Raw genomic sequence first — 26939 nt, forward strand, 5'->3', positions numbered from 1 at the left:
GCTTTGTCAACAACCTCATACTGGCATTAATTAATGCCAGTATTTGAATATACGTTGTTATGGTTGAAACCAACCTTTACGAATAAGAGAGGCAAAAATAAAACTATATAGCCGAGTGATAGGTAATTGAATTTTATACGCACCAACAGACCAGAGGATCTGGGCCAAACCGCATGCGACAATCGCCAGTATAAAGGCACCTGCCATATCTAAAGGCCAATGAACACCGAGGTAAATACGTGACCAAGCAATAACGACAGCGGGGATCATCATCACGAGGCCAACCCAAGTTCTTAGCCAGAAAAGAAATGCAAAAGCGAATGTAAAGACAATCGTGCCATGGTTACTTGGGAATGAAGGCGTGGCTTCATGCTCGGAGAAATTAGTGCCAATTCCCATGACAAATGGGCGGTCATGCGGCGTGAAATAGCCCACTAGCCATGAAATGGTTAAGCCAATGACGATAGCAATGGCTGCTTTACAAGCAAAGGCACGTTGGCGAGTCATATTTGGCTGGGCGCCCCAAAACCAACAAGCAACAGTAAATAGTGGAAATAATAGAATTAAGCGTTTCGCAATCACATTCGCTACAGCAATGGTTCCACTAGCGGTTTCTGGAGTCGCATTGATCAAATTGAATAGATCAAGGTTAAGTTGTTCCAGCACAGTTCAGTACCTCGGTCAGATGGTTAGTGAGACAGAATAGATATAAAAGGGGGAGATTAAAGTTTCTTAATGAGCAGGTAAAGTCCCTTTGTCTTATTATTGAAAGCTATATGCGACAAATTTACTTGCGGTTTAACATTTACTCAATAATTATTTAGTGCAGTAATGAGTTTAGATAAGTCAAGGGAGAAAAAGTGATGTGGTGGCAAAAAGAGATACAACTTAGCGCAAAAGCGAGAGGGTTTCATTTAGTGACAGAAGAAATTCTCAAGCAACTTCCTGAACTTAGCTTAATCAAGGTTGGTTTAGCGAATATTTTTATTCAACATACATCAGCATCTTTAACAATCAATGAAAATGCAGATTACACTGTCAGGGAAGATTTCGAGAGCTTTTTCAATCAAGCCGTTCCTGAAAATGAACCTTATTATAAGCATGATTATGAAGGAAGTGATGACATGCCTGCGCACTTAAAAAGTAGTTTATTGGGTACAAGTTTGACTATTCCAATTACTAAAGGGTGTTTAAACATGGGGACGTGGCAGGGGATTTATTTATGTGAGCACCGAAATTATGGTGGAAAGCGTAGGTTAATCATTACATTGCAAGGCGAACCCAGCCGTTAGAAACAAAAAACCCGATAGCATGAAAACAAATAGTTGGCTATCGGGCTCCTCAATATGGGGACATCAAAGAAAAGCAGTGGCACTAATTAAGACCCCGTCTAAAAAAGAAAGTTCTCACCTAGATGAAAAAAAGTACAATATTTTTATTAAATTTGGCTTAAATAGCACAAAAAGAACAAGCAAAGTGTTAACACCTATAAATAAGTGAACAACTTTGCTTGTTGAGATGAAAAACGGAAGGGGCTAATTATTTGTATAGATTCAAATTTTCTTTTGCGTAAGCTTCGAAATCTGTACATCCACCAATGTGTTGCTCATCAATAAAAATTTGTGGAACGGTTTCAACAGGTTTGCCAACAGTTTTAGATAAATCTTCTTTAGAAATACCTTCAGCTTGAATATCAACGTAGCGGTAGTCAAAATCTTCACGTTCATTTTTCAGTTTTTCAGCGAGTTCTTTTGCACGAACACAGTATGGGCAGCCAGGACGACCAAAAATAACAGTATACATAGTATCTCCTTTTTATCTTGAGCTCAGATTCTAATTGCAATGCTCAATACTATGCCTACATAAGTTATGAAATAAAAGTCGAATTTTCCTGTTATACCTATAGGTATGACATATAATTCTCAGTTTGAGAAAGTGACACAATAATGAGAGGAGAAAAAGAATGAGCAATAAACCTCAGTCTAAAGGGACAATGCGTTCACTAGCGGACATGCCAAAGCCCATTATCGTGTTAGAAGGTGTGGGGATCATTCTGCTTATTATTGTTTTGTTAGCAACAAATGACTATATCACATTGCCGGAGCCTTTAATGCAGCCAGGGGCGATCGTGAGCATGATTATGGTCGGCATTGGCTGTTTGGTGCCCGCAATGGTCAATATTGTCTGGCGAGCAATTCATGGCCTGAGTTTTTTGGGCATTGATAATAAACAACCAGAAAAGAATGTATCTAAAAAGCCAGACTCTACAGATAATAAACCAGATGAATAAGTAGATTGAGCGTGGTTTTACTGGTGTTTCGCTCTACAATGTGTGAGAATTATTCGTTTTTTAGTTAGGGGGAAAATGTGCCAGAACCCTAACAAATCGATATTGCACGACTATTTTGAGTTGAAGAAGGTTACTATCCATGGATTCTATTTGTTACCCTGACATCACTAAGTTACGTGAATGGTTAGACCAACTCAAAACCTCTTATTTCGAGTGTGATTCCTGCTCTGCATTACATTTACCTCATATGCAAAATATAGACGGTATTTTTGATGCAAAGCTCGATATTTTAAATAATGTTTTGGTGTTGTCTGCATTAGCTGAGCTCAAACCGACAGCGATTGTGACGTTAGTGGCGAATATCAGCCAAATTAATGCCAGCTCATTAACCGCAAAAGTTTTCCTTGAAATAAACAATGAAAACTTGCCTAAATTGATTGTTAGCCAATCATTTTCATTAGAAGCAGGAATGACATATCGCCAATTCTGCCATTTTTTACAGCAAGCGGAAGAGCAAATTTCAGCTATTGTCTTTGAAATCTTTAGCAATAATTTGTTGTATGCAAATCAAGATGACTTTAGTGAAGATGATGATAGCTCTGAAGAAGGCTCTGAGCTTTCTCTTGATGACAAACCTTCAGTTATTCTCCACTAAGTTTTTGCTATGCATTGTGAAAAATATGCCACAGGGCAATGCCATTCATGCCAATGGCTAACATTAACGCCTGAACAGCAAATTACTGAAAAGCAGAGCCAACTACAGGCTCTTTTGCCTGCTATTGATACTTCTTTATTTCAGCCTCCAGTGACAGGGCCGCAAACGGCTTTTCGCAATAAAGCCAAAATGGTCGTTAGTGGTAGTGTTGAGAAGCCAATTTTAGGTATTATCGGCCATGATGGACAGGGCGTTGACCTGACTGACTGTCCTTTATACCCAGCTGAGTTTTCTGACGTATTCGCGTCTTTAATTCCTTTTATTGCGAGGGCGGGTCTGACGCCTTATAACATTGAGCGCAAACGCGGTGAGCTAAAATATATATTACTGACACAAAGCAGACATACAGGGCAATTTATGCTGCGTTTTGTCTTACGTTCAGACAAAAAATTAGAGCAACTAAAAAAAGCCTTACCTTGGTTGCAAGAGCAACTGCCACAACTAACGGTGATCACGGCCAATATGCAGCCTGTCCATATGGCAATACTTGAAGGTGAGCAGGAAATCTTTCTGACGAAAGAGCAAACACTACGTGAAGAATTCAACCAAGTCCCGTTGTTTATTCGCCCACAAAGCTTTTTCCAAACTAACCCCGTTGTTGCAGCCAAACTGTATCAAACAGCAAGGGAATGGGTTAAAGCGTTAGATATTCATAGCTTGTGGGATCTGTTTTGTGGGGTGGGCGGCTTTGGGTTGCACTGTGCTGAAAAAGACACTCGCTTAACAGGGATAGAAATTAGTGCGCCAGCGATTGCCAGCGCACAGCAATCCGCGGATGAACTTGGATTAAAGCATGTTGAGTTTAAAGCACTTGATTCAACGCGTTTTGCCACGGCGAATCAGGATATCCCTCAGCTTATTTTAGTCAATCCGCCACGCCGAGGAATTGGTAAAGAGTTATGCGATTTCCTTTCCCATGTGCAGCCTGAATATATTTTGTATTCTAGCTGTAATGCACAAACCATGGCGCAAGATTTACAACTGTTGGCTGGCTATCAAGTCTGTAAGGTACAGTTGTTTGATTTATTTCCTCATACGGCGCATTATGAGGTATTGACTTTATTAAAACGGTTAATTAATTGATAGATAATATAAAAAAAGCTTGGTTTTAATACCAAGCTTTCTATTAAAGTGAGATAAAACTAGCCTCTATGCTCAAATTCCAACGCTTTGCGTTCAATTAAACGCATTAGCACTGTTAAAATTGCATTGACCACTAAATAAATAATCCCCGCAGCAACAAACGCCATGACATTCCAGCTTTGACCAAAGATCAGTTGGCTATAGCCCATGACATCTAACATTGTAATCGTACTGGCAAGTGACGTACTCTTGAAAATCAGGACGACTTCATTGGAATAGGACGATAACGAACGCTTAAAGGCATAAGGCAAAATAATACGCATGGTTTGCATTTTACTCATGCCAAGGGCTTGGCAAGACTGCCATTGACCTGATGGAATGGCTTTAACTGCGCCGTGGAATAACAAAGTGGAATAAGCCGCACTGTTTAAGGCCAATGCAACCATTGCACAGACCCAAGGTGTGGAAATAATCTCCCACAACATGGGATAATCTTGCAATGATTTAAATTGGCTTGGGCCGTTATAAATTAAGAAAAATTGTACCAATAACGGCGTACCAGTGAAAAGCGTGATATAGATTTTAACGGCTTGAGAAACCACAGGGGTTTTCAGCGAGAGAACTAAAGTAAATAATATCGCTAAGATAAAAGCCACAATGAGTGCGCTAAACGTTAGTGATAAGCTGGTTGGTAGCCCTGGAAGAATATCTAAAATTAAATCCATCATTTTGATTCACCTCGCTCAAAGCGAGTAGTACGCAATTCAATACGTTTTAAGATAACTTGACTGACTAACGTAATGGCAAGGTAAATCAAACCCACAATGGCGTACCATGTGAATGGTTCGTGAGTTCTATTGACGATTGTTTTTGTTTGTAGCATCAAATCATTAACACTGATGAGTGAAACTAACGCGGTATCTTTTAATAATACAAGCCATTGGTTGCCTAAGCCTGGAAGCGCATGGCGCCACATTTGCGGCATAATGAACCGAAAGAAAATAGTGCGTTTGTTTAAACCTAATGCAAAACCTGCTTCCCACTGGCCATAAGGTACTGCTTTTAAAGCTCCTCTTAATGTTTGTGATGCATAAGAGGCGTACAACAAGGCAAGGGCAATAACACCACAAACAAATGGGGTATAGTCAAATTCGCCACTATTAGCAAAAAAAATGCTGGGGTCGATTTGAATAGTGGTTTGCCAAAAACCAAGGTTTATATCGAACCCATCACCAAACAAATTGATCAGTTGTAATGTACCGAAGTAGACAAATAATACGACCAATAATTCAGGTAGACCGCGGATCAAGGTAACCCAGCAGGTCCCTAAAAAGGCAATAGGTTTAAAACGAACGGACTCCCACGCAGTAAATAACATGGCGAGGATCAGCCCCAAAACCAGTGCAGAAACAGCAAGGCCGACGGTGATACCGGCGGCACTTGTTAAAAATAGAAAGTTGCTCATTAATTATATCAATTACTGTTGAAACCATTTTTTGTGGATAGCATCATAAGTGCCGTCTGCTTTAACTTCAGCTAAGGCTTTATTCATTTTATCCAACAGCTCTTTATTCCCTTTACGAACAGCAATACCTAAACCAATACCGAAATATTGTGGGTCAGTCACTTTTTCACCAACAGCAGCTAAGTTTTCGTTACCTTTAGCTTTTAACCATTCGTCAGCAACTGCGGTATCACCGAAGACGGCATCGATACGGCCATTTTGTAGGTCTAAAATAGCAGATTGGTAGTTATCATAAGGAACGGTTGTCATCCCTTTATGTTGTTCCATGATGTATTTTTGGTGAGTGGTTCCGTTTTGAACACCAATTTTTTTATCTTTTAATTGGTCTACTGAACTGATTTTTTCTTTTACAGCAATAAATTCTGCTGAGTTAGGGTAGTAAGTCTCAGTGAAATCTACTTGCTGTTGGCGCTCAGGGGTAATATCGATACCTGCCATTAATGCTTCAAAGCGACGGAATTTTAAGCTAGGAATTAAGCTGTCGAAAGATTGGTGAGTAAATGTACAAGTTGCATTCATTTTTTCACACATTGCATTGGCTAAATCAACGTCAAAGCCAACGATTTGGTTATTCTTATCGAACATTTCAAAAGGTGCGTAAGTCGCTTCTGTTGCAAAACGGATGGTTTCTTTTTCCGCAGCAGTTGCAGATAGGGTTACAGCGCCCAGCAGTGCAGCTAATATAATTTTTTTCATTGCTTAATCCTATATCTATTAATGTGACAGATAATTTGCAAATGCTTCTGTTTGAGGTGCAGTGAAATGGCTTGCATCCCCTTGTTCTACTATATGGCCGTTTTCCATATACACGACACGACTAGCGGTTTTGCGAGCAATTTCCACTTCGTGAGTGACGATGACTTGTGTAATCCCAGTTGCAGATAGTTCACGAATAATATCAACAACTTGAGCAGTGATTTCTGGGTCAAGTGCAGCGGTTGGTTCATCAAATAATAAAACTTTTGGTTCCATCATTAGCGCTCTTGCAATCGCAACACGCTGTTGCTGACCACCCGATAAATGTAAGGGGTAGCGATCAGCAAATTGCGACAACCGTAAGCGTTCTAATAACTTGGACGCTTTTGCTTGCGCTTCTTGCTTTGATAATTTTAACACGCGGCAAGGTGCTTCAATTAAGTTGTCCATAACGCTCAGATGAGGCCACAGATTATATTGTTGAAATACCATCCCTACATTTTGACGCAGCTCACGAATCGCTTTCGCATCTGGAGCTGAAGAAAAGTCAAATTGCTGACCCACAATATTCAAGTGGCCTGAACGTGGCATTTCTAATAAATTGAGGACACGTAACAATGAGCTTTTACCAGCCCCGCTTGGCCCAAGTAATACCATAGTCTCACCAGCAGAACACTCTAGATTGATATCAAAGAGTGCCTGATGGGAACCATAGAAACAGTTGATGTTTTTTAATTGAATGCTCATGTGTACCAATAATATCTTATTTCACTACCCGCGATATTAATCCTATGAGCATATTTATGCAATAATTTCTGCATAAAAATTTGGTTTTTACGCTAAAATTATTCCGATTTAACGGTCAGTTGCTCTGCTTGCTGTTCTTTAGCGAGTTGTTTATCTCGCTCATAAGCCAGTTCGCTGATGCGTTTTGCCATCCCCTTAAAAATAAATAAATGTGCGGGCATCATGGCAAACCAATAGAGTAGGCCGCAAAAGCCAGCTGGGTGCCACCATGCTCTAACATCAATTGAACGGCGGTTCCCGCTATCATGAATAGTAAAAGTTAAGCGGCCAAGTCCTGGGGCTTTCATACCAAATAACAAGCTAAGTTGTTTATTAGGTTCAAGATTAATTACGCGCCAGCCGTCAATCTCATCACCGAGTTGGAGCTGTTCACGATCGGGGCGGCCGTACTTCACTTTATTTAACATCATATCGTCCATGATGGCGCGAGTTTTCCACAGGCCATTGGCATAGAAATAGCCGTTTTTTCCGCCGATTTGTTGCACTGTATACCAAAGCGATTCTGAACTGGCTGTTGTTCCAAGGGTTGCTCCCGCTTGTTTTGGGTAATAGCCATAGCCGGGACGCCAGCGTTTTCTGACTTCTGGGTCATAACCCCAATCTGCGTTATCAACGGCATCGGCTTCTTCTGCTAAAGTCGTTCTAACGGCATCATCAAAAGAAATTAAGGTTTGAGGGATCAGTTCTCGTAACGCTTTATCATCCGCGGGGAGGTCGTGCTGCAAGCCTTGGATTAACTCCTTAGCGATTGACGGGGGTACGGAGGTGATCAAACTGATGAAATGTACGGAGATCATACTGATGGGAATAGGAATAGGAATAAGTAAACGCCGCTTACCACTGACTTTAATAAAGCGCTTAAATAGCTCTTGGTAGCTAATAAACTCAGGGCCACCTGCATCAAAAATCCGATTCTCAGTTGTTGGTATTTTTGCCAGTTGCGTTAAATAATACAAAATATTCGATAGAGCGATAGGTGACGATTTAGAACGAACCCAACGTGGTGGCGTTAAAATCGCTAAGTTGTAGACCATATCACGCATAATTTCGAATGCGGCAGAACCAGACCCAACGATAATTGATGAGCGGATTTCGGTAACAGGGATTTGGCTTTCACGTAGAATATCACCGGTTAAACGTCGAGCAATTAGGTGTGGTGAATAGGTGTGCCCATGTTGTAATGCACTGAGATAGATAACATGTTTAACGCTTGAGCCTTCAAGGGCTTGTTGCACGTTGCGAGCGGCTGCACGCTCACGCTCGACTAAATTGGCTTGGTCGGCCATGCTATGAACGAGGAAATAAACAATATCGATGCCTTCCATGACACCTTTTAGTGTTTCAGGGTCGTGAAGATCCACATAAATGCATTGGGTATCTTGCCAGCCTTGAGATAACATCCAATCAACACGACGTGCACCTGCTGTTACGTCATATCCTTGCTCAATGAGTTTAGGGATCAGATTCTGACCAATATAGCCACTAGCGCCCAACACTAAAACACGTTGTTTATCTGTCATGTTAATTTCCTGATTCACGCAAATTAACAGCTATTGTGACTGAAATTTTACCTATGTAAAGAAGGCCATGAGAATTGGCGTAATAAGACTCAGTACGAAACCGTGAACAATAGCAGCAGGGACAATTGAAACCCCACCACTGCGTTGTAAAACAGGAAGTGTAAAATCCATTGATGTTGAACCACAAATGCCAAGAGCGGTTGAGCGGTAACGGTTAATAATAATTGGGATAAGCATGATTGCAGCAAGTTCCCTTGCTAAATCATTGAAAAAAGCGGCGCTCCCCATGACTGGGCCATAAGCATCGGTGAGGACAATCCCTGTTAATGAGTACCAGCCAAAGCCAGAAGCCAGCGCTAACCCCATTTTCACGGGAAGGTCTAGTAAGAACGCGGCTAACGCACCACCCGCTAATGCACTGACTGCCATGACAAACGCAATGGTTGTACCGCGGCGGTTGATTAAAATTTGCTTGATGCTCATGCCACTGTTACGTAGTTGGATACCGACGAGTAATAGCAGTAGCATTAACGCCAATTGGCTCCCTTTGTCGGCATAGTGCAGAAAATCAAAATGAGTTAGGCCAACGACAAATCCGAGTAGTAACACTCCGCATAGTTGTAAGGATTCGAGCACCATTTTGATTCGTGAAGGTGGTTTTTCTTGTTTATGTTGCGGAATTTTCCAAGGATCAAATTTATCCAGCAATAACAGTGAGATTACATTCAATGAAAATATGCAACCAAAAAAGGTAACTGCATAAATTAAAATAGAAAATAAGTGAACACTTAAATTTTCAAGAAGTGCAAGAGTAATTCCCATTAAAAATAAAATAACATACACCATTGAATTCAAGGATTGGTGTACTCGATGGAGAATTTGCTTGTTTTTAATAGGAATAAGATAACCAAGCGTTAATGGTAGAAGAATAATTAAGAGTCCTGAATACATGGCCGCATCCTTAGAGGTTATCCCATCGACTAGCTAAATATAAACAAAGGGTTATGCAATTTTATTTATTTAGGTTATTGAAGTACAAACCCGATTTAACGCCCCGTGCTAAAAGTTCTTTTTGTTATAAAATGTTTTTATTGGTGAACTAATAAAAAATAGGTCAAAAACACTAAAAATAAAAGTTTTACTATTTTATAACACTGCAATTAGATGCTCAACATAGTTTGCTATTTTGCTATGAAGAATTTTTATTTTACATACATAGTTATAGTAATAAAGAAGGTTAATCGGTAAGCTCTAAATATTGTTCTTTAGTATATCCAATTGACGGAATCACCCGATATGTAATGAAAACTAATAATATTTAGGGTGAACTAAAAATATTCCAAGGAGAGTGATATGTACCTGGAACGTGTGGAAATATACGGATTTAGAGGGATTAACCGCCTTTCATTAGAACTGAATAACAGTACAGTTTTAGTTGGCGAGAATTCATGGGGAAAGTCGAGCTTACTTGATGCTCTTGACCTTCTTCTTTCTCCTGAACATATAGATTACCAGTTCAGTCTTCATGATTTTCACTATCCCGCAGGGAATGATGAGTCACGTTACCGTTCATTGCAGATAGTCTTAAAATTTTGTGAACGCCGCAAAGGGCGTCATCAATCCTATCGTTTTCATAACTTAGCCTCAGTTTGGGTAGATAACGGTGATGACCTTAAACATATTTTTTATCGTGTTAGTGCAGAACTTAAAGATGATGACACGATAGTTGTCGATAAAAGCTTTTTAAATGCAGGTGGTAATAAACTTTCATTGGACAACGTCGGTAAATATATTAAAGAAATTATTCGGTTGTATCCTGTTATTCGCCTTCGTGATGCGCGTTTTTTACACTCACTTAATCCAGAAACGATTGTTTCAGGGCAAAAAGAGGTACGTGACTTATTTAATGCTCGTATTAAGGAACTCACTAGCGCATTGGTCAACAACCCTGAACGCTTAAGTGATGAAGATCTCTGTGATGGGGTTGATGCCATGCAACAGTTGCTTAGCCATTACTTCTCTGGGCAAAGCTCCCATATTATTCGTTCAGATAATTCAATGGTTAAAATAGAACCGCGTAAACGCGGTTGGAAAGCGCTTGATAATATTAACCGGTTAATTGCCAAACCAAATCAACGTAATATTCGGTTAATCATTTTAGGGATGTTTTCTTCTTTATTACAATCAAAGGGCAATATTCATTTAGATAAATACGCTCGGCCATTGATTATTGTTGAAGACCCTGAAACGCGTTTGCACCCAATTATGCTCTCCATTGCATGGGGCTTATTTAGCTTATTTTCTCTACAGAGGATCACCACGACGAATTCAGGGGAGCTACTTTCATTAGCGCCTTTGGAGGATTTATGTCGTTTGGTTCGTAATACGAATAAGGTTTCAGCTTATCGTTTAAATGAAAATGATTTGAGTGCTGAAGAATTACGTAAAATTTCTTTCCATATTCGCTTTAATCGTCCGTCAGCCTTGTTCGCTCGCTGTTGGTTATTAGTTGAAGGGGAAACTGAAATTTGGCTGATGAATGAATTCTCGCGCCAGTGTAACTATTACTTTGAAACAGAAGGAATAAAAGTTATTGCATTTGCGCAAAGTGGTTTGAAACCACTGCTAAAGTTTGCCAATAAAATGGGAATTGAATGGCATGTTTTAACTGATGGTGATGAGGCAGGGCGTAAATATGCGGCAACAGCGACGCATTATGCTAATAAAATTAATTCCTCAGATAGGGATAGGCTAACGATGCTACCCGCACCAGATATGGAACATTTCCTATATCGTGAAGGGTTTCGAAAACTTTATCATGAAATTGCTGATATTCCAGATAATGCGAAAGTTTCAACAAGGCGAGTGATTATTAAGGCGATCTCTCGTACATCGAAGCCAGATTTAGCGTTAGCAACTGTTAATCGGGCGGCTGAGTTAGGTCCAGATAGTATCCCTCTACAGTTGAAAAGTATGTTTTCTCGTGTGGCATGGTTGGCAAGGGGTAAAGCAAATTAATGGTGATATCGATAAATTTTACGGGTTGTTGATGGATTATTGAGAAATCCCACTCTTAGGTTTATCTCATGTTGAATCAATTGATAACTTAAGTGATATATAATTTGATCATTAGTTTTTAGCTGGCAACAAATTGGAAAGTCACCTCCTTTTACAAGTTGTCAGCGATCTTAGAGGGCAATGCCCTCTTTTTGTTCATAGGAAGCGAATAAACATGAAGGCAAAGCCTAAGAAAAAGTGGCCGATTTATTTGGCAATCATTATTGTTGCCCTAGTCACTGCTGGGTTTCTTTTTAATCGTGAGGAAGAAGAGGTTTTTCAAACCGTAGATGTCACTCGAGGCGATTTAGATAAACAAGTGCTGGCAACGGGAAAACTTGACGCTGTACGTAAAGTCGATGTGGGGGCTCAAGTGAGTGGGCAACTACAAACTCTGTATGTTAAAGAGGGTGATTATGTTAAAAAAGGTGATTTATTAGCCGTTATTGACCCGAAAAAAGCCCAAAATGATGTGACTGAGTCTGAAGCGATGACTCGTGAACTTGAAGCGAATCTATCATTAGTTCAAGCGGAACTTCGCCTTGCTCAACTGACTTATCAACGTCATTTAAGCCTAGCGAAACAGCAAGCCGTTTCCCAACAAGAGCTTGATAAAGCCAAAACTGATGTAGAAGTGAAAAAAGCGCAAGTTGCCACTTATCAAGCGCAAATTAAGCGTAACCAAGCCACTTTAGATTCGGCAAAAACAAATTTGAAATACACTCAAATTACGGCTCCAATGGATGGTATTGTCACCTTTATTAAAACATTACAAGGGCAGACGGTTATTGCTGCTCAGGAAGCACCAACGATTTTAACACTTGCGGATTTAGACACGATGCTAGTAAAAGCGGAAGTTTCTGAAGCCGATGTGATTTATTTGGAGCCTGGGCAAGATGCCTCGTTTACCGTCTTAGGCGCTCCAGATAAAAAATTCTCAGGGCAACTAAAAGATATTTTACCAACACCTGAAAAAATCAATGATGCCATTTTCTATTATGCGCGCTTTGAGGTACCCAATCCGCAACATTTATTGAAATTACAAATGACCGCTCAGGTCACTATTGAATTAGAGTCACGTAAAAATGTTCTGTTACTACCGCTATCTGCATTAGGCAATGAAATTTCACCACAAACCTATGAAGTGGATATCCTTCAAGGCAATAAAGTCGAGAAAAAACACGTTGAAATTGGTGGTCGAAATGATGTGTATGTGGAAATTACCAAAGGCCTAAATGAAGGTGACAAAGTGGTCATTGGCCATAGCGAGACGGAATACTAACTATGTCTGCGTTAATTGATCTTCAAGGGATCACTCGCCGCTACGGGGAAGGCGAAAACCAAGTTACAGTCTTAAAAAATGTCTCACTGCAAATTAATGCAGGTGAGATGGTGGCGATTATTGGTGCTTCTGGTTCAGGTAAATCCACGCTCATGAATATTATTGGGTGCTTAGATAAACCAACTGAAGGGAATTATTGCATTGATGGTCAAAGCGTTGCAACGTTAGATAACGACCAATTGGCAGAACTGCGCCGAGAGCATTTTGGCTTTATTTTTCAACGTTACCATTTACTGAGTCATTTAAGTGCGGAACAAAATGTTGAGGTGCCTGCGGTGTATGCAGGGGCGGGTAAAAACCAACGTCGTGAGCGAGCAGCCCAGCTATTACAGCGTCTAGGGTTAGGGGAGCGAGTTGATTATCGTCCAAGTCAGTTGTCTGGTGGGCAACAACAGCGCGTGAGTATTGCTCGCGCTCTTATGAATGGTGGGCAGATAATTCTCGCAGATGAGCCAACAGGAGCACTGGATAGCCATTCGGGGGAAGAGGTCATGAATATTTTAAAAGACCTCTGTGCCCAAGGGCATACCGTAATTATTGTCACGCATGACCCTGAAATTGCTCAACAAGCGGAACGTATTATCGAAATTAAAGATGGCGAGATTTTGAATGACTCGGGTAGCAAAGCCACGAAACGAACAAATTCACTACCAAAAGCTCCCCCACGAAAATTCTCTTTAGTTCAGGCGTATGGGCGGTTTAGTGAGGCCTTATTAATGGCTTGGCGTGCCATGGTCGTTAATAAGATGCGTACATTGCTGACTATGCTTGGGATTATCATTGGCATTGCGTCGGTGGTATCAATAATGGTGATCGGTGATGCCGCTCAAGGCATGGTCCTTAATGATATAAAATCAATCGGGACAAATACCATTTCAATTTATCCAGGGGAAGACTTTGGGTACGATGATGCAAAAAATCGTCAGTCCTTGAGAGCCTCAGATATTGATGCATTAGCAAAACAGCCTTATGTGTACGCGATTTCTGGCGAGCTCAACCACTCAACACGCTTAAGAAAAGGGAATGTTGACGCTTCGGCACAGCTCACTGGTGTTGGGCGGGATTATTTTAATGTTTATGCCTCTAAATTTTCAGAAGGTATGAGTTTCACGCAAGATATGGTGGATAAGCGCGCACAAGTGGTGGTTATTGATGCTAATACTAAGCGCCGCTTTTTCCCTAAGCAAGAACATGTTATTGGCGAAACTTTGCTCATTGGGAATATGCCTGTAACGGTTATCGGTGTGCTTGAAGAGAAAAAATCGACTTTTGGTTCGAGTAAGTCACTATCGGTTTGGTTACCGGATACCACAGTAAATAGTAAAATTCTGAACCGTCCATACTATGAGAGCTTTGTTGTTAGGGTGAAAGACGGTTACGATGCGAAAACGGTAGAACAGCAACTGACCCGCTTACTCACGTTGCGCCATGGTAAAAAGGATATTTTTACCTATAACCTTGACACTTTTGTAAAAACAGCGGAAAAAACCACCCAGACTATGCAACTGTTTCTAACGTTAGTCGCGGTTATTTCGCTGGTGGTTGGTGGTATTGGTGTGATGAATATTATGCTGGTTTCTGTTACCGAAAGGACGCGAGAAATTGGTATTCGCATGGCGGTAGGGGCTAGGACTAGCGATGTGATGCAGCAATTTCTTATCGAAGCCGTACTAGTCTGTTTAATGGGCGGGTTGATGGGGATTGGCCTATCGTATGGGATTAGTTTATTGGCTCAAATGGCACTACCAGGCTGGACTTTTTCTTTTGACCCGGTGGCATTAGTCAGTGCCTTTGTTTGTTCAACAGCCATTGGCATTATTTTTGGCTTTTTACCTGCTCGAAATGCAGCTCGCTTGAACCCAATTGATGCGTTGGCGAGGGAATAAATTGTTCGTATAAAGCTCTCCATGCACATTTATCAAAATAGTGCATGGAGCATTATTTATATATTATTTCAGTACTTTAAGTAATGCTTGCATATATCCCATCGCATAAGCCATACCTGCGTGCCATGGCGCATCACATGACATTTGTGGCGTATGGTCAGGGATTAATACACCTGTATAATTATTTTCTTTTAATATTGTTAATACCTTCAACATATCAATATCGCCCTCATCAATGAAGGTTTCATGATAGTGTGGCACTTTACCTTTAACGTTCCTAAAATGGACGTATGCCATCGCATCTTGACTTGCATATTGTTGTACTGCTTCGTAAACGTTGCCCTCAGACATTTCGGCAATGGTTCCAAGACAAAACTCTAGCGCATTTGATTTACTTGGTTTTATATCTAGTAATTTTTGATATAAGTGAGGTTGATTGACGAGCCTTGGCTGGCCTCTGACAAACTCTAGTGGAGGATCGTCTGGATGAGCAGCTAGGCGAACGCCTGCTTCTTCAGCGACAGGGATAATATGGTTTAAGAACCAGGTTAACCTTTCCCAGAGTTGCTCTGTTGTTGTTTCAGGACGATAACCAGCACTATGGTTATTGATTTTCATATTCCATGCCATATTATCCGGCATTGGCTCTAGAATGTCTTCATTGATGCCAGATAAACCAACAGTTTGAGCACCTCCTCGTGCTTTGTTTTCGATAACTCGCCCTGCGACTCCTGCCAGACTGAAATTATATCCAAAGACAGGAATACCTGCTTTCCCTACATTTCTAATAATGTTTTTGACGACTTCAAGCTGTTCTAATTTTTTAGGACCGTCAAACAAAATGTCATCCCAGTGGCAAGGGTCGAAATTTTCAATTGCATAAAATGTTAAGCCAAACTCTTGCATCCGGTCACGGATTTTTATTAGTTCATCTACTGTCCAGACATCACCAACAGCCGTTCCCCAGCCATCATTATCGCCAATTGGCTGGTCGCTACGTGAAAATCGTTCATTACTGTTAAAGTAGTCGACCATATGAACAACGATATGAGTTGCTCCACATTGTTTTGCAAAAGCATAATGTTCATCATTAAGCATATGTCGATATAAACCAAATCCTAGTTTCATAATTATTAACCTTTTAATTTGAAAATTTCTTAGTTAGTGAGATTTAGTGGTTTTACATATAATGCGACACTGATTGCGCCAACAATACCGATTCCACCTGCCACAAAAAATGCGATGCTATACATTCCAGACCATTCAATGATATAGCCTGTAATAATAGGGCCTAAAATTCCGGCAACATTTGCCATTGCGTGTACAAATCCACCAACCGCACCAATATTATTTTTTGCAACGGTATCTTGTAGAATTGCCCAATAGGTTGTAGCAGATAAATATAAGAAAAATATTCCGAATGCCATGAGTGCTACGGCACTTTCAACACGAGTAACATTACCGACAAGAAAGACAAGGATTGCCGATATTCCTAGACAACTAACCAACACGATTTTTCTGGAGAATAATGGTTTATTTGTTTTCTTTAAAACAAAGTCACAAAGTATTCCCCCTAAAGCCATTCCAATAGCACCTAATAGCCAAGGTATAATACTTACTATACTCATATCTTTTATACTGAGATTTTGAACATTAGATAAGTAACTTGGAAACCATGATAAAAAGAAAAATAAAATATAATTCAAACTGAAGAATGCAAGAGTTGTTGCTAATATAGTCGGACTCTTTATATAAAAAGATAATGGTTTAGATATAGTATTTGTGGTTTTTGATTCTACATTATTATCGTCAGATAAAATATATTCTAATTCTTCTTTTGATATTTTTTTATGTTGTTCCGGTTTATCTTTGGCAATTTTTAACCACCCAATTAGCCATATAAAGCCTATTGCAGCAAGTATAAAAAATGCAACACGCCAACCAGTTGTAATTATTAATATTCCCATTATAGGGCCAGCAATAGCTCCACCTATTGGATTACCAGCAGTTGCTATACCTATAGCAGTAGCAACTTCTTTTTTAGGGAACCAGTTATTAACCATTTTATTGAGTGTTGCTGCAAAGGGGCCTTCAGCTGCACCAAACAAAGTTCGGATAATAAGCATAGAGATAAAACCAACAGTTACCCCAATCATGCCGCAAAAGATAGACCAAAGAGCCATACTTACGGCAAAAACCTTTTGGGGACCATATTTATCTGATGCGTATCCGCCAATGAAATTAAATAAAGCATATCCAATAGAAAAACTACTGAAAAGTATACCCATTTCACTTGGTGTTAAGTTTAAATCTTTAGAAAAAACAGGAGCTGCAATAGCAAATGCAGAGCGATCCATATAGTTTATCATTCCTCCAAGAGAAATAAATAAAACTAAATTCCATCTTATTTTTTTAAACATAAATCACCTTTGATATAATGATATGTTTATTATTCAATTTAATAGACATATCTATTTTATGTTTATCACATGACGCCAAATTTATTATATGCTTCTACAGCACCCATTCCATTTGCTATTTCTTTTTGTACTTTATTCTCCATTTTTTGTTTTTCAAATGCATGTTCAATAACGTAAGACTCTACATTTTTAGGAATAATTAATACGCCTTCTTCATCGGCAACAATTAAATCACCTGGTTCAATTAAAATATTATTGATTTTGATTGGAACTCGATAATCTAATACTTTACCTCTTATTTTTTGATCTTGAGCATAACTACCTAATGAAAATACAGGGAAATCAAGTTCTAGTATTTCTCTCTTATCTCTTGAATAGCCATAAATAATAGCGCCCGCAGCGTTAAGTTTTTTAGCTCTTGTCGACATTAATCCACCCCACAGGGCGTAATTATGCGAGGAACCTGAAGCGATATAAACTTCACCTTCCTTTAAGCTATCTAGTGCTTCAAACATAATACCGAAATCTTTATTTCCTAATGGCCCATTAGATGTAACGTCAGGCGGTAACATGTAATCAGCTTCTAGTACAGGCATTGCTCGACCTACAATCTTCATATCCTCAGATAAAGGTTTGAGTATAGGAGGTAAGAACTGATGGTGTAATCCTATTTCATCTAAAATATCCCCTAGAAGAGCTACGGGTAATTCCTTTTTAATCTTGTCAAACAAATCATTATCTTTATTCATTTCATATTCCTATGTATCTAAGGTCTTAATCTTACTGTTTGGCTGTCAACCTGTCATACAGGCTAACAGTCTAGCCTTAATATTAAAAGAGGGTTAATATAGGTTTTGTGATACGACTCTAGTTTTATTATTGTTTTAATCACAGGAAGATTATTTTTTTGATTTTAAATCAAATGGATATTGCTAATTTTGGGGGTTAGATTGCATCCTTTAATTGAAAAACAAACACTTTCAGAACAAGTTAGAAGCTATGTTCTATCTTTAATATCTCAATCAAACCTAAATCCAGGTGATGAAATACCGAGTGAAAAAGAGATTATTGAACGTTTAGGGGTGAGCAGGGGGGTAGTTAGAGAGGCTTTTCAAAGCCTTTCTATATTAGGTATTTTAGATATTAGTAGTGGCAAAAAACCTAAAATACAAAAAATTAACTCAAACCCGTTAGAAACTATTTTTAACCATGCCATTGTGACTCAGCAGGTTAATTATCAGCAAATCTTAGGCCTTCGACGTGCGATTGAAGTTGATTCTGCAGTGTTGGCTGCAATGCATGGAAATAAAAATGATTATATCAAGTTAAGAAAAATTGCAGATAAAATGAGGAAGTCCTTGTTGAGTTCTAATGATTGGGATTTGTTCATCGAAAGTGATATTGATTTTCACTTAACATTAGCTGAAATGTCACAAAATCCGTTATATGCATTGATGCTAAAAGCATTAAGAGGCGCATTAGGTGGTTCTATTTCAGCTGGTTTATTAAACCAAAACAACCATGATGAACATAAAAAGATCATTGATATTCATTTTGATATTTTAGAGTCAATTGAAAAACAAGACTTTGTGGCAACTGGGTTAAAGATGGATACTCACTTTAAGTTAACCATGGATAGTTTTTAGATCAGCCACCCATAATAATTTTTCTTAGTGAGATTTTTGAGTGGCGAAGGATAAGCTAAATTCCTTCGCTCTACTTTCTGTGTAACTCAGCTTTAAGGTCAATTATCAATATGTGAATCATCTGCTTGTAAATAATTTGATTTAGGGATAGTCCCATTTTTCGGAACCAAGTTCCTCAATTAAATTCTGCTAATTAAATGCGTCATTTTTAACTCCTTCATTTCCCGATAATATTTTTTTCAGTCTGTATATTCCCTCGTTTCTTAAAATATTTCATAATAAAAAACTGTCTGAAAAGATAAATTCTACTTGCGAATTGGTATCGATCATGGATATGATTTGCCTTGTAGAATAAATGAAACCTAGTTCCATATAATGGAACTTATAATAAAGCCAGTAAAAAACTAAGCAAAGACAACCACACAGCAGGTGCGATATGGCGAATAAAGCAGGTGAAGATTATTCTTTGGCTCGGGTACCCCAAAGTGCTCGTAGGCCGTTCTATGAAGTGTTAATTCTACGAATTGGCGCACTAGCTTGTGTTTCACAAGTTATGTTAGGTGCGGCTCTTGGGTATGGGTTAACTTTTTGGCAGGCGTTTTGGGCAACGATGCTTGGATCTGTAATTTTACAGGTTGTCAGCTGGGGGCTTGGAGCGGCTGCGTGCCGCGAAGGAATGTCAATCAGCCTACTGTCTCGGTGGGCGGGTTTTGGTAAGTTAGGCTCAGCACTCATTGGTGGCGCAATTGCTATCTCCTTAATGGGCTGGTTTGGCGTCCAAAATGGTTTCTTTGCGGATGGAATGTATAAAGCGACTAATGTGCTAACACCAGGGACTTGGTCACTTATTACAGGTATTGCGGTGACGGTTATAACAGTATATGGGTATCGATTTTTATCTATTACTGCCAATATCTCAACGCCGCTATTTTTATTCGCGTTAGGCTGGGCGACATATAATTTATTATCAGGTCAAGATATTGGTACGCTTATTAATGACACTGAACCCGCCGGGCCATTAATGACTATGCCTGCGGCCATCACAATGGTTGCTGGTGGTTTTATTATTGCAGCAGTGACAACACCCGATATCAGCCGTTTCATGAAAGGGCCTAAAGATGTGTTTTGGATGACGCTTATCGGCACATTTTTTGGTGAGTTACTGGTCAATATGATAGCGGTACTAATGGCGCTGTCATTACGTACAAGCCAAGTATTTGATTTAATGATGGCGCTGACAGGCCTATTAGGTGCATCGATTGTTATCTTCTCAACAATAAAAATGAATGATATCAATTTGTATTCATCATCGTTAGGTTTTTCAACACTGTTAAATGCCATATTTAATAAGCGTTTTGACCGTCGTTATTTAACGTGGGTGATTGGTATCTTTGGCACAATCGCTTCAATGTTAGGGATCTTAGATAACTTTATCGGTTTCTTAATTTACTTAGGAATAGCCATTCCTCCTGTCGCAGGGATTATGGTTGTTGACTATTACTTGTTAAAACGTGATCGCAAAGAATTAGATATCACTCGAGAGCAAGGCATATTACCACCGAGCTGTGAAGCATATAACCCAGTAACACTTGTGGTGTGGGTGATCGCAGTACTGGTTGGCTGGGGGACATCAGAGTTAGGTCCGCTGCATGCAGACTACGGTATCCCAGCGCTTAACTCTTTGATTACTGGTGCAGTTGCTTATTGGATAGGCATGCGCTGGCAGGCGAAAGCGAGAGGTGTTGAAACGGTACACTTTCGCAAAGTCTCTCATTTAGATTAAGGATTAAACAATGTCAGGTACAAAAGTTAAAGTTGCTCTGGCTCAGTTTGATTCAGAACTTGGCAATAAAACCAATAATTTACAACGCATGGCACAGTTGTGCCAACAAGCCGCAGATTCAGGGGCAAAACTGATTTGTTTCCCTGAGCTGGCGACAACGGGTTATCGTGGTGACTTACTGACCACTAAGTTGTGGGATTTAAGCGATTCCATCGGAAGTGAAACTTATACGCTATTTAGCGAACTTGCTACTCGTTTAAATATCACTATTGTTAGCGGTTTTGTTGAGCGCGGTGAATATTTAGGCGATATCTATAACTCTGTCGGTGTTTGGAACCCGGGGTGTGAGGGTATTAGTGGTGTTTTTCGTAAAGTTCATGCTTTCGGCATAGAAAAACAATGGTTTGGACGAGGTGATAGTTTCCCTGTGTTTGAAACGCCGATCGGTAAAATCGGTATCATGATTTGCTATGACATGGGTTTTCCAGAAGTCGCACGAATTTTAACATTACAAGGCGCGGAATTGTTATTAGCCCCTTCAGCTTGGTGTGTTCAAGACCGAGATGTGTGGGATATTAATAGCGCCTGTCGAGCACTAGAAAATGGAACCCACTTACTTGCAGTGAACCGTTGGGGTCATGAAGAAGATCTGCATTTATTTGGTGGTAGCAAGGTTTTAGGTCCTCGCGGCCAAGTACTTTGTGAAGCGAGCTGTGAGGGCGAAGAGCTATTAATCGGTGAGGTTGATTTTTTAAACCAAGCCCATACACGTTTAAAAGTGCCTTATCTGAGAGACAGAAAGCCACAAAGCTACAGTGTATTAACCCAAGGTTTAGGGTCATGAGTATTTTATCTAGCGTGGTTGATGTTTACCAACTGTTCTTACGTTCAGGCAACGAACTGACGGTGACAACGTTGGTTAATGAATTAGGTATGCCAAAAAGCTCGGCCTCCCGTCTTTTAAAGCAAATGGCTGAACTCGGATTGCTGGAAAAGAAAAACAATGCACCGATATATCGACCTGGCTTGCTGATTATGGAGTTAGCTCATCGGGCTAGGGGGATGAACCCGCTAATCGATATGATGCTTGAAGCACTTGATGAACTTGCGAAAGATAGTGGGTTTACCAGTTATGTGTCAGCACTTGATGATGATATGGTTCGTGTTGTTCATGCTCGTTTTGGTAATAGCATGCTGCAAGTGATCACTCAACCGGGTACCCGCTTACCCATACTGGGAACGTCAACGGGGCGTGCACTATTAGCAAGGTTACCGCTAAATGAGCGGTCAAAAATTATCGACCGTGAACCAAAAGAAGAACGGGGTAAATTAGTTGAGCGTTTGGACTTAGTGGCAGATCGTGGCTGGGAATTTTCGATGGATGAATCCGTTGCTGGAGTCGCTTCCATATCCAGCACGGTGTTCGACCCTGCACAAAATACGTTATATGCCTTGTGTTTAAGTTTGCCTGCTGCACAAATGAATGATGAGGTTATGGTGCAGTTATCTAAGAGCCTTTGTCATAAAGCCGCTTATCTTGGGTGTATGGTGGGTGACCCGTATTGGTTGCAAAAAAGCATGAATAAGTCATGAGATTATTTCATGTTATAAAAGCAAAAAGTAGTAAGTAGTTGAAGTAAGTAGTTGAAGTAAATAGTAAATTATAAATATTTAATATTGTTAGCATTTTAAGTGCGTGAATACGCCTTCATCAGGAAAAATGGAACCTCTATTACGTGAGATTCCATCTAGAGTGAAATGAGATTAACTCGCTATTCTATGCGAGTTAATCTCAAAGTAGCTCTTTACTCTCATAAAAAATAATTAAAATTAAAGGAAGTACAATGAGTCTAAAACAAACTCTTTGCGTATATGATCTAATCGATTGCGCTAGTGTTAAAGGTGAAGACATTGTTGCATTGTTCCAAGATTTCCCACACATTGAAGTCATGTCTAAAACGGTTAAGGATCACAAAGGACAAAGTGACTTTGTTCGCATTCTTATTCCAGGAACACAAGGTAAATCACAGCATAAAGATGCGCCAACACTGGGAATCATCGGGCGTTTAGGTGGAATTGGTGCTAGGCCTTCTCGAATAGGTGTTGTGTCTGATGCAGATGGTGCGATTGCCGCACTTGCAGCAGCGCTTAAACTGGCACAAATGCATGAAAAGGGTGACCAGTTACTCGGTGATGTCGTGGTCACGACCCATATTTGCCCAAATGCGCCAACACGTCCGCATACACCTGTTGATTTTATGGACTCGCCCCTTGAAGATGCCACGATGAATCAACATGAGGCGATCCCTGAAGCGGATGCTATTTTGTCCGTAGATACCACGAAGGGAAATCGTTTACTCAATCATAAAGGGTATGCACTGTCTCCAACAGTAAAAAATGGTTATATTTTACCTGTATCAGAGGATTTAATTCGTTTGATGGAGTGGAGTAGTGGCCAAAAAGCGGTGACATTTCCATTATCAATTCAAGACATTACGCCATATGGTAATGGTCTACATCATATCAACAGTATATTACAACCTGCGGTATCAACATCTGCACCAGTGGTTGGTGTCGCTATTTGCTCAGAAACGGTAGTACCAGGTTGCTCTACAGGGGCTAGCCATGAGGTTGATATTGCGGCTACTGTAAAATTTATGATAGAAGTGGCTAAAGCATTCACAGGAAAACAATGTGCGTTTTATGATGTTGAACAATATGATTTATTGACGTCATTGTATGGTGATATGTCACACCTGCAAACAGCAGGTAATAATGCAGCAAAAAATGATTAATTTATAAATAGTCACAGTTAATTATTAGCGTTGTCAGTGTTATTAAAATAATTAACTGTGCTCTATTGGTGAGCTATAAATTCGATTCTGTTGTGTTGCCTGGAACATCCTCATTTTCAATAGGAACAATGAGGTCTGCATGATTACCTTTTGGGCCAATAGTCACACTAAATTGAACTTTCTGGCCTGCTTTTAGTGTCCTGTAACCGTCCATTTGGATACAGGAATAATGAGCAAAAATATCTTCTCCGCCATCAGCCGGGCAAATAAAACCAAAGCCTTTTGCGTTATTGAACCACTTAACGATACCCGTCTCCATATTTTATCCTTCAAATTTACCAGTATTTGCATTTAGAACGATGTATAAAAATCACACATAAAATAAGTATAAATACGATGTTATTTGTACGTAAAATATACTGTAATAAATTACCTTCTAAGGTCAAGAGGTACGGTTCAGGAATTGCTGGAAAGTGTTAAGAATTCGCTAATCAATAGCGCTCATTTTCTATAATATTTGATATGGCTCACAGATTGCTAACCATGGAAGCAAAGGTGATTCCCATGATACACTGTCGCTTGATGCAATATAGACAAAAAAACAGCATAGCAACTAAATGGTATAGTTTTATGGTGTTATCAATATGATTGATAGAAATCGTTGATAATAAAGACTATGCTTAAATTGAAGTTAAACACTGAGCAAGAAAGTAATGAGTGATTTTCTGGGCACATTTAAAACTGACGTCATTTTTAAAGATGAAATAGAACAAACCTTACAGCCACCATCGATGTATAAGGTGCTATTAAATAATGACGATTACACCCCGATGGATTTTGTTGTCGAAGTGTTACAAAAATACTTTTCTTTTGATGAAGAACGCGCTACACAGATAATGTTAGATGTCCATATTCAAGGAAAGGGAGTTTGTGGAATTTTTACTGCAGAGGTTGCTGAAACTAAAGCGGCGCAAGTCAATACTTTTGCTCGTGAACATGAGTACCCTTTGCTTTGCACTATAGAGAAAGTCTAATTTGGCTTAATATCAATTTTGGGAGGTGCTTATGCTCAATCAAGAACTGGAGCTTAGTTTAAACGTAGCTTTTACGAAAGCGAAAGACAGTCGCCATGAGTTTATGACTGTAGAGCACCTATTGCTAGCGTTACTGAGTAATATCTCTGCTCGCGAAGCTTTAGATGCTTGTAAGGTTGATCTTGTTGCATTACGTCAAGAACTTGAACACTTCATCGCGCAAACTACACCTTTGTTACCCGAAAATGATAGCAGAGACACCCAGCCTACGTTGAGTTTTCAGCGTGTATTACAGCGCGCTGTTTTTCATGTGCAATCATCTGGGCGTAACGAAGTCAGCGGTGCAAACGTATTGGTCGCGATTTTTAGTGAGCAAGAGTCCCAAGCTGCGTACTTATTACGCAAGCATGATGTAAGCCGTTTAGATGTAGTTAATTATATTTCTCATGGCACGATAAAAGGCGAAGAGTCGTCATCAGAACAAGATATCTCCTCTAATAGTGTGCAAAACGAAGAGCAGCCGGTCCCAGAAGACCATATGGACAACTTTACGACCAACTTGAACCAGCAGGCCAAGAAAGGGAATATCGACCCTCTGGTTGGACGTCAGGCTGAATTAGAGCGTACGATTCAAGTATTGTGCCGCCGTCGTAAAAATAATCCACTATTAGTCGGTGAGTCAGGTGTCGGTAAAACCGCGATTGCTGAAGGGCTAGCATGGCGTATTGAGCAAGATGATGTACCTGACGTAATGAAAGGCTGCACAATTTTTTCATTAGATATTGGTTCATTATTGGCTGGAACCAAATACCGTGGTGACTTTGAGAAACGTTTCAAAGCATTATTAAAAATGCTGGAAAAAGATCCGAAGAGCATTTTATTTATTGATGAAATTCACACTATCATCGGTGCAGGAGCCGCGTCTGGTGGGCAAGTTGACGCAGCGAACTTAATTAAACCGTTGCTATCAAGTGGTCGAATTCGTGTTATTGGTTCAACAACATACCAAGAATTTGGCAGTATTTTTGAGAAAGATAGAGCGTTGGCTCGTCGTTTCCAGAAAATTGATATTGTAGAACCAACTCCCGAAGAAACAATTCGTATCATCAATGGGTTGAAGCCTAAGTATGAAGCTCATCATGATGTTCGTTATACCGCAAAAGCGATCCAAGCGGCGGTGGATTTATCCATTAAATATATCACCGACAGGCATTTGCCAGATAAAGCCATTGACGTGATTGATGAAGCCGGGGCGCGAACGCGACTGGTTGCACCAAGTAAGCGTAAAAAAACCATTGGTGTGCCTGAAATTGAAACAGTTGTGGCGCGTATCGCCCGTATCCCTGAAAAAACGGTTTCCTCAAGCGATAAAGATAAACTCAAGACACTCGACTCTCGTTTGAAAATGTTAGTGTTTGGACAAGACAAAGCGATAGATTCATTGTCTGAGGCAATCAAAATGAATCGGGCAGGTTTAGGGTTAGAAAATAAACCTGTGGGTTCTTTCTTATTTGCCGGTCCAACAGGGGTGGGTAAAACTGAAGTGACTGTCCAGTTAGCGAAAGCGTTGGATATCAAATTGCTGCGATTTGATATGTCTGAATATATGGAGCGTCACACGGTTAGCCGCTTAATTGGTGCGCCTCCTGGCTATGTTGGCTTTGACCAAGGTGGTTTACTGACCGATGCGGTTATCAAACATCCGCATTCAGTGGTGCTGTTAGATGAAATCGAAAAAGCGCATCCAGATGTGTTTAATATTCTTTTACAGGTAATGGACCACGGAACGTTAACAGACAATAACGGTCGTAAGGCGGATTTCCGTAATGTTGTTGTGGTAATGACAACCAACGCTGGGGTGCAAGAAACTCAGCGCCGTTCTATTGGTTTTGCTGAGCAAGATAATAGCACTGATGCGATGTCTGAAATCAAAAAGGCGTTCTCACCAGAATTTCGCAACCGCCTTGATGGTATCATTTGGTTTAACTCATTAACTCCAGAAATTATTACGCAAGTCGTTGATAAGTTTATTGTGGAATTACAAGTTCAGCTTGATGAAAAGGGTGTATCAATTGAAGTTAGCGCCGCGGCTCGCCGCTGGTTGTGTGAAAAAGGTTATGATAAAGCGATGGGTGCCCGACCTATGGCTCGCACCATTCAGGATAACCTGAAAAAACCATTAGCAAACGAGTTGTTATTTGGTTCACTAACCAATGGTGGCTCTGTAAGTATCGGGCTTGATGAAAAAAGTAACACACTGACATACAGCTTCAGTAGCGTGCACAAGGCCTCTCCGGAGGATGCGGTATTCTGACGAATAGACCACAGGTGTATCAATGC

26 protein-coding genes are annotated in these 26939 nt (G+C 40.0%); 14 read left to right on the forward strand and 12 right to left on the reverse strand.

Translation table 11 applies throughout. The annotated features are described in order from the left end of the window. Positions 1–57: 57 nt before the first annotated feature. On the reverse strand, positions 58–666 hold the full coding sequence (gene ybjG, locus PSF31_RS16890; protein ID WP_096864156.1) for an undecaprenyl-diphosphate phosphatase: 609 nt from the start codon (positions 664–666) through the stop codon (positions 58–60). A 197-nt stretch (positions 667–863) separates the two neighbouring features. Between ybjG and PSF31_RS16895 the strand changes: the two genes are divergently transcribed. After that, positions 864–1292 (forward strand): secondary thiamine-phosphate synthase enzyme YjbQ, encoded by a 429-nt coding sequence (locus PSF31_RS16895; protein WP_004256427.1) that lies wholly within the window; start codon positions 864–866, stop codon positions 1290–1292. A 247-nt stretch (positions 1293–1539) separates the two neighbouring features. Here the strand turns inward: PSF31_RS16895 and PSF31_RS16900 are convergent, their stop codons facing one another. Then, a complete protein-coding gene (locus PSF31_RS16900; protein WP_004256424.1) occupies positions 1540–1803 on the reverse strand; it encodes a GrxA family glutaredoxin in 264 nt (87 codons plus the stop codon). A gap of 160 nt (positions 1804–1963) precedes the next feature. On the opposite strand from PSF31_RS16900, the gene PSF31_RS16905 reads away from it, so the two are divergent. The 3 genes from PSF31_RS16905 (at position 1964) to rlmC (ending at position 4088) form a co-directional block, all read left to right on the forward strand. After that, a complete protein-coding gene (locus PSF31_RS16905; RefSeq protein ID WP_004256421.1) occupies positions 1964–2290 on the forward strand; it encodes a YbjC family protein in 327 nt (108 codons plus the stop codon). Positions 2291–2429: 139 nt separating this feature from the next. After that, the gene (locus PSF31_RS16910; RefSeq protein ID WP_096864157.1) at positions 2430–2945 is read left to right on the forward strand and encodes a YbjN domain-containing protein; all 516 of its coding nucleotides are present in this window, start codon (positions 2430–2432) and stop codon (positions 2943–2945) included. Positions 2946–2954: 9 nt separating this feature from the next. Beyond that, positions 2955–4088, forward strand: coding sequence for a 23S rRNA (uracil(747)-C(5))-methyltransferase RlmC (gene rlmC, locus PSF31_RS16915; RefSeq protein ID WP_096864158.1), 1134 nt, complete (start codon positions 2955–2957; stop codon positions 4086–4088). A gap of 59 nt (positions 4089–4147) precedes the next feature. Here the strand turns inward: rlmC and artM are convergent, their stop codons facing one another. The 6 genes from artM to PSF31_RS16945 form a co-directional block, all read right to left on the reverse strand. Next, positions 4148–4816 (reverse strand): arginine ABC transporter permease ArtM, encoded by a 669-nt coding sequence (artM, locus tag PSF31_RS16920; RefSeq protein ID WP_096864159.1) that lies wholly within the window; start codon positions 4814–4816, stop codon positions 4148–4150. Further along, positions 4813–5553, reverse strand: coding sequence for an arginine ABC transporter permease ArtQ (gene artQ / locus PSF31_RS16925; RefSeq protein ID WP_004256406.1), 741 nt, complete (start codon positions 5551–5553; stop codon positions 4813–4815). Before artQ ends, artM begins: the two co-directional genes overlap by 4 nt. A 12-nt stretch (positions 5554–5565) precedes the next feature. After that, entirely contained in the window at positions 5566–6309 is a 744-nt protein-coding gene (gene artJ / locus PSF31_RS16930) for an arginine ABC transporter substrate-binding protein (RefSeq protein WP_004256405.1), read from the reverse strand. Between the two features lie 18 nt (positions 6310–6327). Beyond that, the gene (artP, locus tag PSF31_RS16935; protein WP_004256404.1) at positions 6328–7056 is read right to left on the reverse strand and encodes an arginine ABC transporter ATP-binding protein ArtP; all 729 of its coding nucleotides are present in this window, start codon (positions 7054–7056) and stop codon (positions 6328–6330) included. Between the two features lie 98 nt (positions 7057–7154). After that, a complete protein-coding gene (locus PSF31_RS16940) occupies positions 7155–8636 on the reverse strand; it encodes a DUF2867 domain-containing protein (protein ID WP_004256403.1) in 1482 nt (493 codons plus the stop codon). A gap of 51 nt (positions 8637–8687) precedes the next feature. Continuing rightward, complete coding sequence (locus PSF31_RS16945) at positions 8688–9587, reverse strand: lysine exporter LysO family protein (RefSeq protein ID WP_004256402.1); 900 nt, start codon at positions 9585–9587, stop codon at positions 8688–8690. A 402-nt stretch (positions 9588–9989) separates the two neighbouring features. On the opposite strand from PSF31_RS16945, the gene PSF31_RS16950 reads away from it, so the two are divergent. The 3 genes from PSF31_RS16950 (at position 9990) to macB (ending at position 14921) form a co-directional block, all read left to right on the forward strand. Beyond that, positions 9990–11654 carry a DUF2813 domain-containing protein gene (locus PSF31_RS16950; protein ID WP_094960662.1) on the forward strand — a complete coding sequence of 555 codons (1665 nt, stop codon included), beginning with the start codon at positions 9990–9992 and terminating at the stop codon, positions 11652–11654. 214 nt (positions 11655–11868) lie between these two features. Then, positions 11869–12975, forward strand: coding sequence for a macrolide transporter subunit MacA (gene macA / locus PSF31_RS16955; RefSeq protein ID WP_094960663.1), 1107 nt, complete (start codon positions 11869–11871; stop codon positions 12973–12975). A 2-nt stretch (positions 12976–12977) separates the two neighbouring features. Then, positions 12978–14921, forward strand: coding sequence for a macrolide ABC transporter ATP-binding protein/permease MacB (gene macB / locus PSF31_RS16960; RefSeq protein ID WP_096864160.1), 1944 nt, complete (start codon positions 12978–12980; stop codon positions 14919–14921). 63 nt (positions 14922–14984) lie between these two features. Here macB and PSF31_RS16965 read toward each other — a convergent pair whose 3' ends face one another. The 3 genes from PSF31_RS16965 to PSF31_RS16975 form a co-directional block, all read right to left on the reverse strand. Further along, positions 14985–16049 (reverse strand): mannonate dehydratase, encoded by a 1065-nt coding sequence (locus PSF31_RS16965; protein ID WP_004256393.1) that lies wholly within the window; start codon positions 16047–16049, stop codon positions 14985–14987. A 29-nt stretch (positions 16050–16078) separates the two neighbouring features. Beyond that, positions 16079–17341: an MFS transporter gene (locus PSF31_RS16970; RefSeq protein ID WP_164560964.1), complete on the reverse strand. Its 1263-nt coding sequence runs from the start codon at positions 17339–17341 to the stop codon at positions 16079–16081. A gap of 65 nt (positions 17342–17406) precedes the next feature. Continuing rightward, positions 17407–18090 (reverse strand): RraA family protein, encoded by a 684-nt coding sequence (locus PSF31_RS16975; protein ID WP_094960666.1) that lies wholly within the window; start codon positions 18088–18090, stop codon positions 17407–17409. A 201-nt stretch (positions 18091–18291) separates the two neighbouring features. Here PSF31_RS16975 and PSF31_RS16980 point away from each other — a divergent pair, with 201 nt between their 5' ends. From PSF31_RS16980 to PSF31_RS17000, 5 genes are all read left to right on the forward strand, one after another. Beyond that, positions 18292–18987 (forward strand): FadR/GntR family transcriptional regulator, encoded by a 696-nt coding sequence (locus tag PSF31_RS16980; RefSeq protein ID WP_036957917.1) that lies wholly within the window; start codon positions 18292–18294, stop codon positions 18985–18987. Between the two features lie 436 nt (positions 18988–19423). Then, a complete protein-coding gene (locus PSF31_RS16985; protein WP_004256368.1) occupies positions 19424–20770 on the forward strand; it encodes a purine-cytosine permease family protein in 1347 nt (448 codons plus the stop codon). 10 nt (positions 20771–20780) lie between these two features. Further along, positions 20781–21614: a nitrilase-related carbon-nitrogen hydrolase gene (locus PSF31_RS16990; protein WP_004256366.1), complete on the forward strand. Its 834-nt coding sequence runs from the start codon at positions 20781–20783 to the stop codon at positions 21612–21614. Beyond that, positions 21611–22363, forward strand: a complete 753-nt coding sequence (locus PSF31_RS16995) for an IclR family transcriptional regulator (protein WP_004256362.1) — start codon at positions 21611–21613, stop codon at positions 22361–22363. Before PSF31_RS16990 ends, PSF31_RS16995 begins: the two co-directional genes overlap by 4 nt. A gap of 251 nt (positions 22364–22614) precedes the next feature. After that, positions 22615–23565, forward strand: a complete 951-nt coding sequence (locus PSF31_RS17000; RefSeq protein ID WP_094960668.1) for a DUF1177 domain-containing protein — start codon at positions 22615–22617, stop codon at positions 23563–23565. A 73-nt stretch (positions 23566–23638) separates the two neighbouring features. On the opposite strand, the gene cspD is transcribed toward PSF31_RS17000, so the two are convergent. Further along, on the reverse strand, positions 23639–23884 hold the full coding sequence (cspD, locus tag PSF31_RS17005) for a cold shock domain-containing protein CspD (RefSeq protein ID WP_096864163.1): 246 nt from the start codon (positions 23882–23884) through the stop codon (positions 23639–23641). A gap of 394 nt (positions 23885–24278) precedes the next feature. Here cspD and clpS point away from each other — a divergent pair, with 394 nt between their 5' ends. Together clpS and clpA are read left to right on the forward strand one after the other, a co-directional pair. After that, on the forward strand, positions 24279–24599 hold the full coding sequence (gene clpS, locus PSF31_RS17010) for an ATP-dependent Clp protease adapter ClpS (protein ID WP_004256357.1): 321 nt from the start codon (positions 24279–24281) through the stop codon (positions 24597–24599). A gap of 31 nt (positions 24600–24630) precedes the next feature. Further along, positions 24631–26913: an ATP-dependent Clp protease ATP-binding subunit ClpA gene (gene clpA / locus PSF31_RS17015; RefSeq protein ID WP_004256354.1), complete on the forward strand. Its 2283-nt coding sequence runs from the start codon at positions 24631–24633 to the stop codon at positions 26911–26913. Positions 26914–26939: the final 26 nt, after the last annotated feature.

The sequence above is a fragment of the Providencia sp. PROV156 genome (assembly GCF_028480905.1).
Lineage (GTDB): Bacteria > Pseudomonadota > Gammaproteobacteria > Enterobacterales > Enterobacteriaceae > Providencia > Providencia hangzhouensis.

Excerpts from the sequence above, each read along its gene's own strand:
- PSF31_RS16895 (WP_004256427.1), top strand. The coding sequence starts at position 864 with ATGTGGTGGCAAAAAGAGATACAACTTAGCGCAAAAGCGAGAGGGTTT.
- PSF31_RS16900 (WP_004256424.1), bottom strand. The coding sequence starts at position 1,803 with ATGTATACTGTTATTTTTGGTCGTCCTGGCTGCCCATACTGTGTTCGT.
- PSF31_RS16905 (WP_004256421.1), top strand. The coding sequence starts at position 1,964 with ATGAGCAATAAACCTCAGTCTAAAGGGACAATGCGTTCACTAGCGGAC.
- PSF31_RS16910 (WP_096864157.1), top strand. The coding sequence starts at position 2,430 with ATGGATTCTATTTGTTACCCTGACATCACTAAGTTACGTGAATGGTTA.
- rlmC (WP_096864158.1), top strand. The coding sequence starts at position 2,955 with ATGCATTGTGAAAAATATGCCACAGGGCAATGCCATTCATGCCAATGG.
- artM (WP_096864159.1), bottom strand. The coding sequence starts at position 4,816 with ATGATGGATTTAATTTTAGATATTCTTCCAGGGCTACCAACCAGCTTA.
- artQ (WP_004256406.1), bottom strand. The coding sequence starts at position 5,553 with ATGAGCAACTTTCTATTTTTAACAAGTGCCGCCGGTATCACCGTCGGC.
- artJ (WP_004256405.1), bottom strand. The coding sequence starts at position 6,309 with ATGAAAAAAATTATATTAGCTGCACTGCTGGGCGCTGTAACCCTATCT.
- artP (WP_004256404.1), bottom strand. The coding sequence starts at position 7,056 with ATGAGCATTCAATTAAAAAACATCAACTGTTTCTATGGTTCCCATCAG.
- PSF31_RS16940 (WP_004256403.1), bottom strand. The coding sequence starts at position 8,636 with ATGACAGATAAACAACGTGTTTTAGTGTTGGGCGCTAGTGGCTATATT.
- PSF31_RS16945 (WP_004256402.1), bottom strand. The coding sequence starts at position 9,587 with ATGTATTCAGGACTCTTAATTATTCTTCTACCATTAACGCTTGGTTAT.
- PSF31_RS16950 (WP_094960662.1), top strand. The coding sequence starts at position 9,990 with ATGTACCTGGAACGTGTGGAAATATACGGATTTAGAGGGATTAACCGC.
- macA (WP_094960663.1), top strand. The coding sequence starts at position 11,869 with ATGAAGGCAAAGCCTAAGAAAAAGTGGCCGATTTATTTGGCAATCATT.
- macB (WP_096864160.1), top strand. The coding sequence starts at position 12,978 with ATGTCTGCGTTAATTGATCTTCAAGGGATCACTCGCCGCTACGGGGAA.
- PSF31_RS16965 (WP_004256393.1), bottom strand. The coding sequence starts at position 16,049 with ATGAAACTAGGATTTGGTTTATATCGACATATGCTTAATGATGAACAT.
- PSF31_RS16970 (WP_164560964.1), bottom strand. The coding sequence starts at position 17,341 with ATGTTTAAAAAAATAAGATGGAATTTAGTTTTATTTATTTCTCTTGGA.
- PSF31_RS16975 (WP_094960666.1), bottom strand. The coding sequence starts at position 18,090 with ATGAATAAAGATAATGATTTGTTTGACAAGATTAAAAAGGAATTACCC.
- PSF31_RS16985 (WP_004256368.1), top strand. The coding sequence starts at position 19,424 with ATGGCGAATAAAGCAGGTGAAGATTATTCTTTGGCTCGGGTACCCCAA.
- PSF31_RS16990 (WP_004256366.1), top strand. The coding sequence starts at position 20,781 with ATGTCAGGTACAAAAGTTAAAGTTGCTCTGGCTCAGTTTGATTCAGAA.
- PSF31_RS16995 (WP_004256362.1), top strand. The coding sequence starts at position 21,611 with ATGAGTATTTTATCTAGCGTGGTTGATGTTTACCAACTGTTCTTACGT.
- PSF31_RS17000 (WP_094960668.1), top strand. The coding sequence starts at position 22,615 with ATGAGTCTAAAACAAACTCTTTGCGTATATGATCTAATCGATTGCGCT.
- cspD (WP_096864163.1), bottom strand. The coding sequence starts at position 23,884 with ATGGAGACGGGTATCGTTAAGTGGTTCAATAACGCAAAAGGCTTTGGT.
- clpS (WP_004256357.1), top strand. The coding sequence starts at position 24,279 with ATGAGTGATTTTCTGGGCACATTTAAAACTGACGTCATTTTTAAAGAT.
- clpA (WP_004256354.1), top strand. The coding sequence starts at position 24,631 with ATGCTCAATCAAGAACTGGAGCTTAGTTTAAACGTAGCTTTTACGAAA.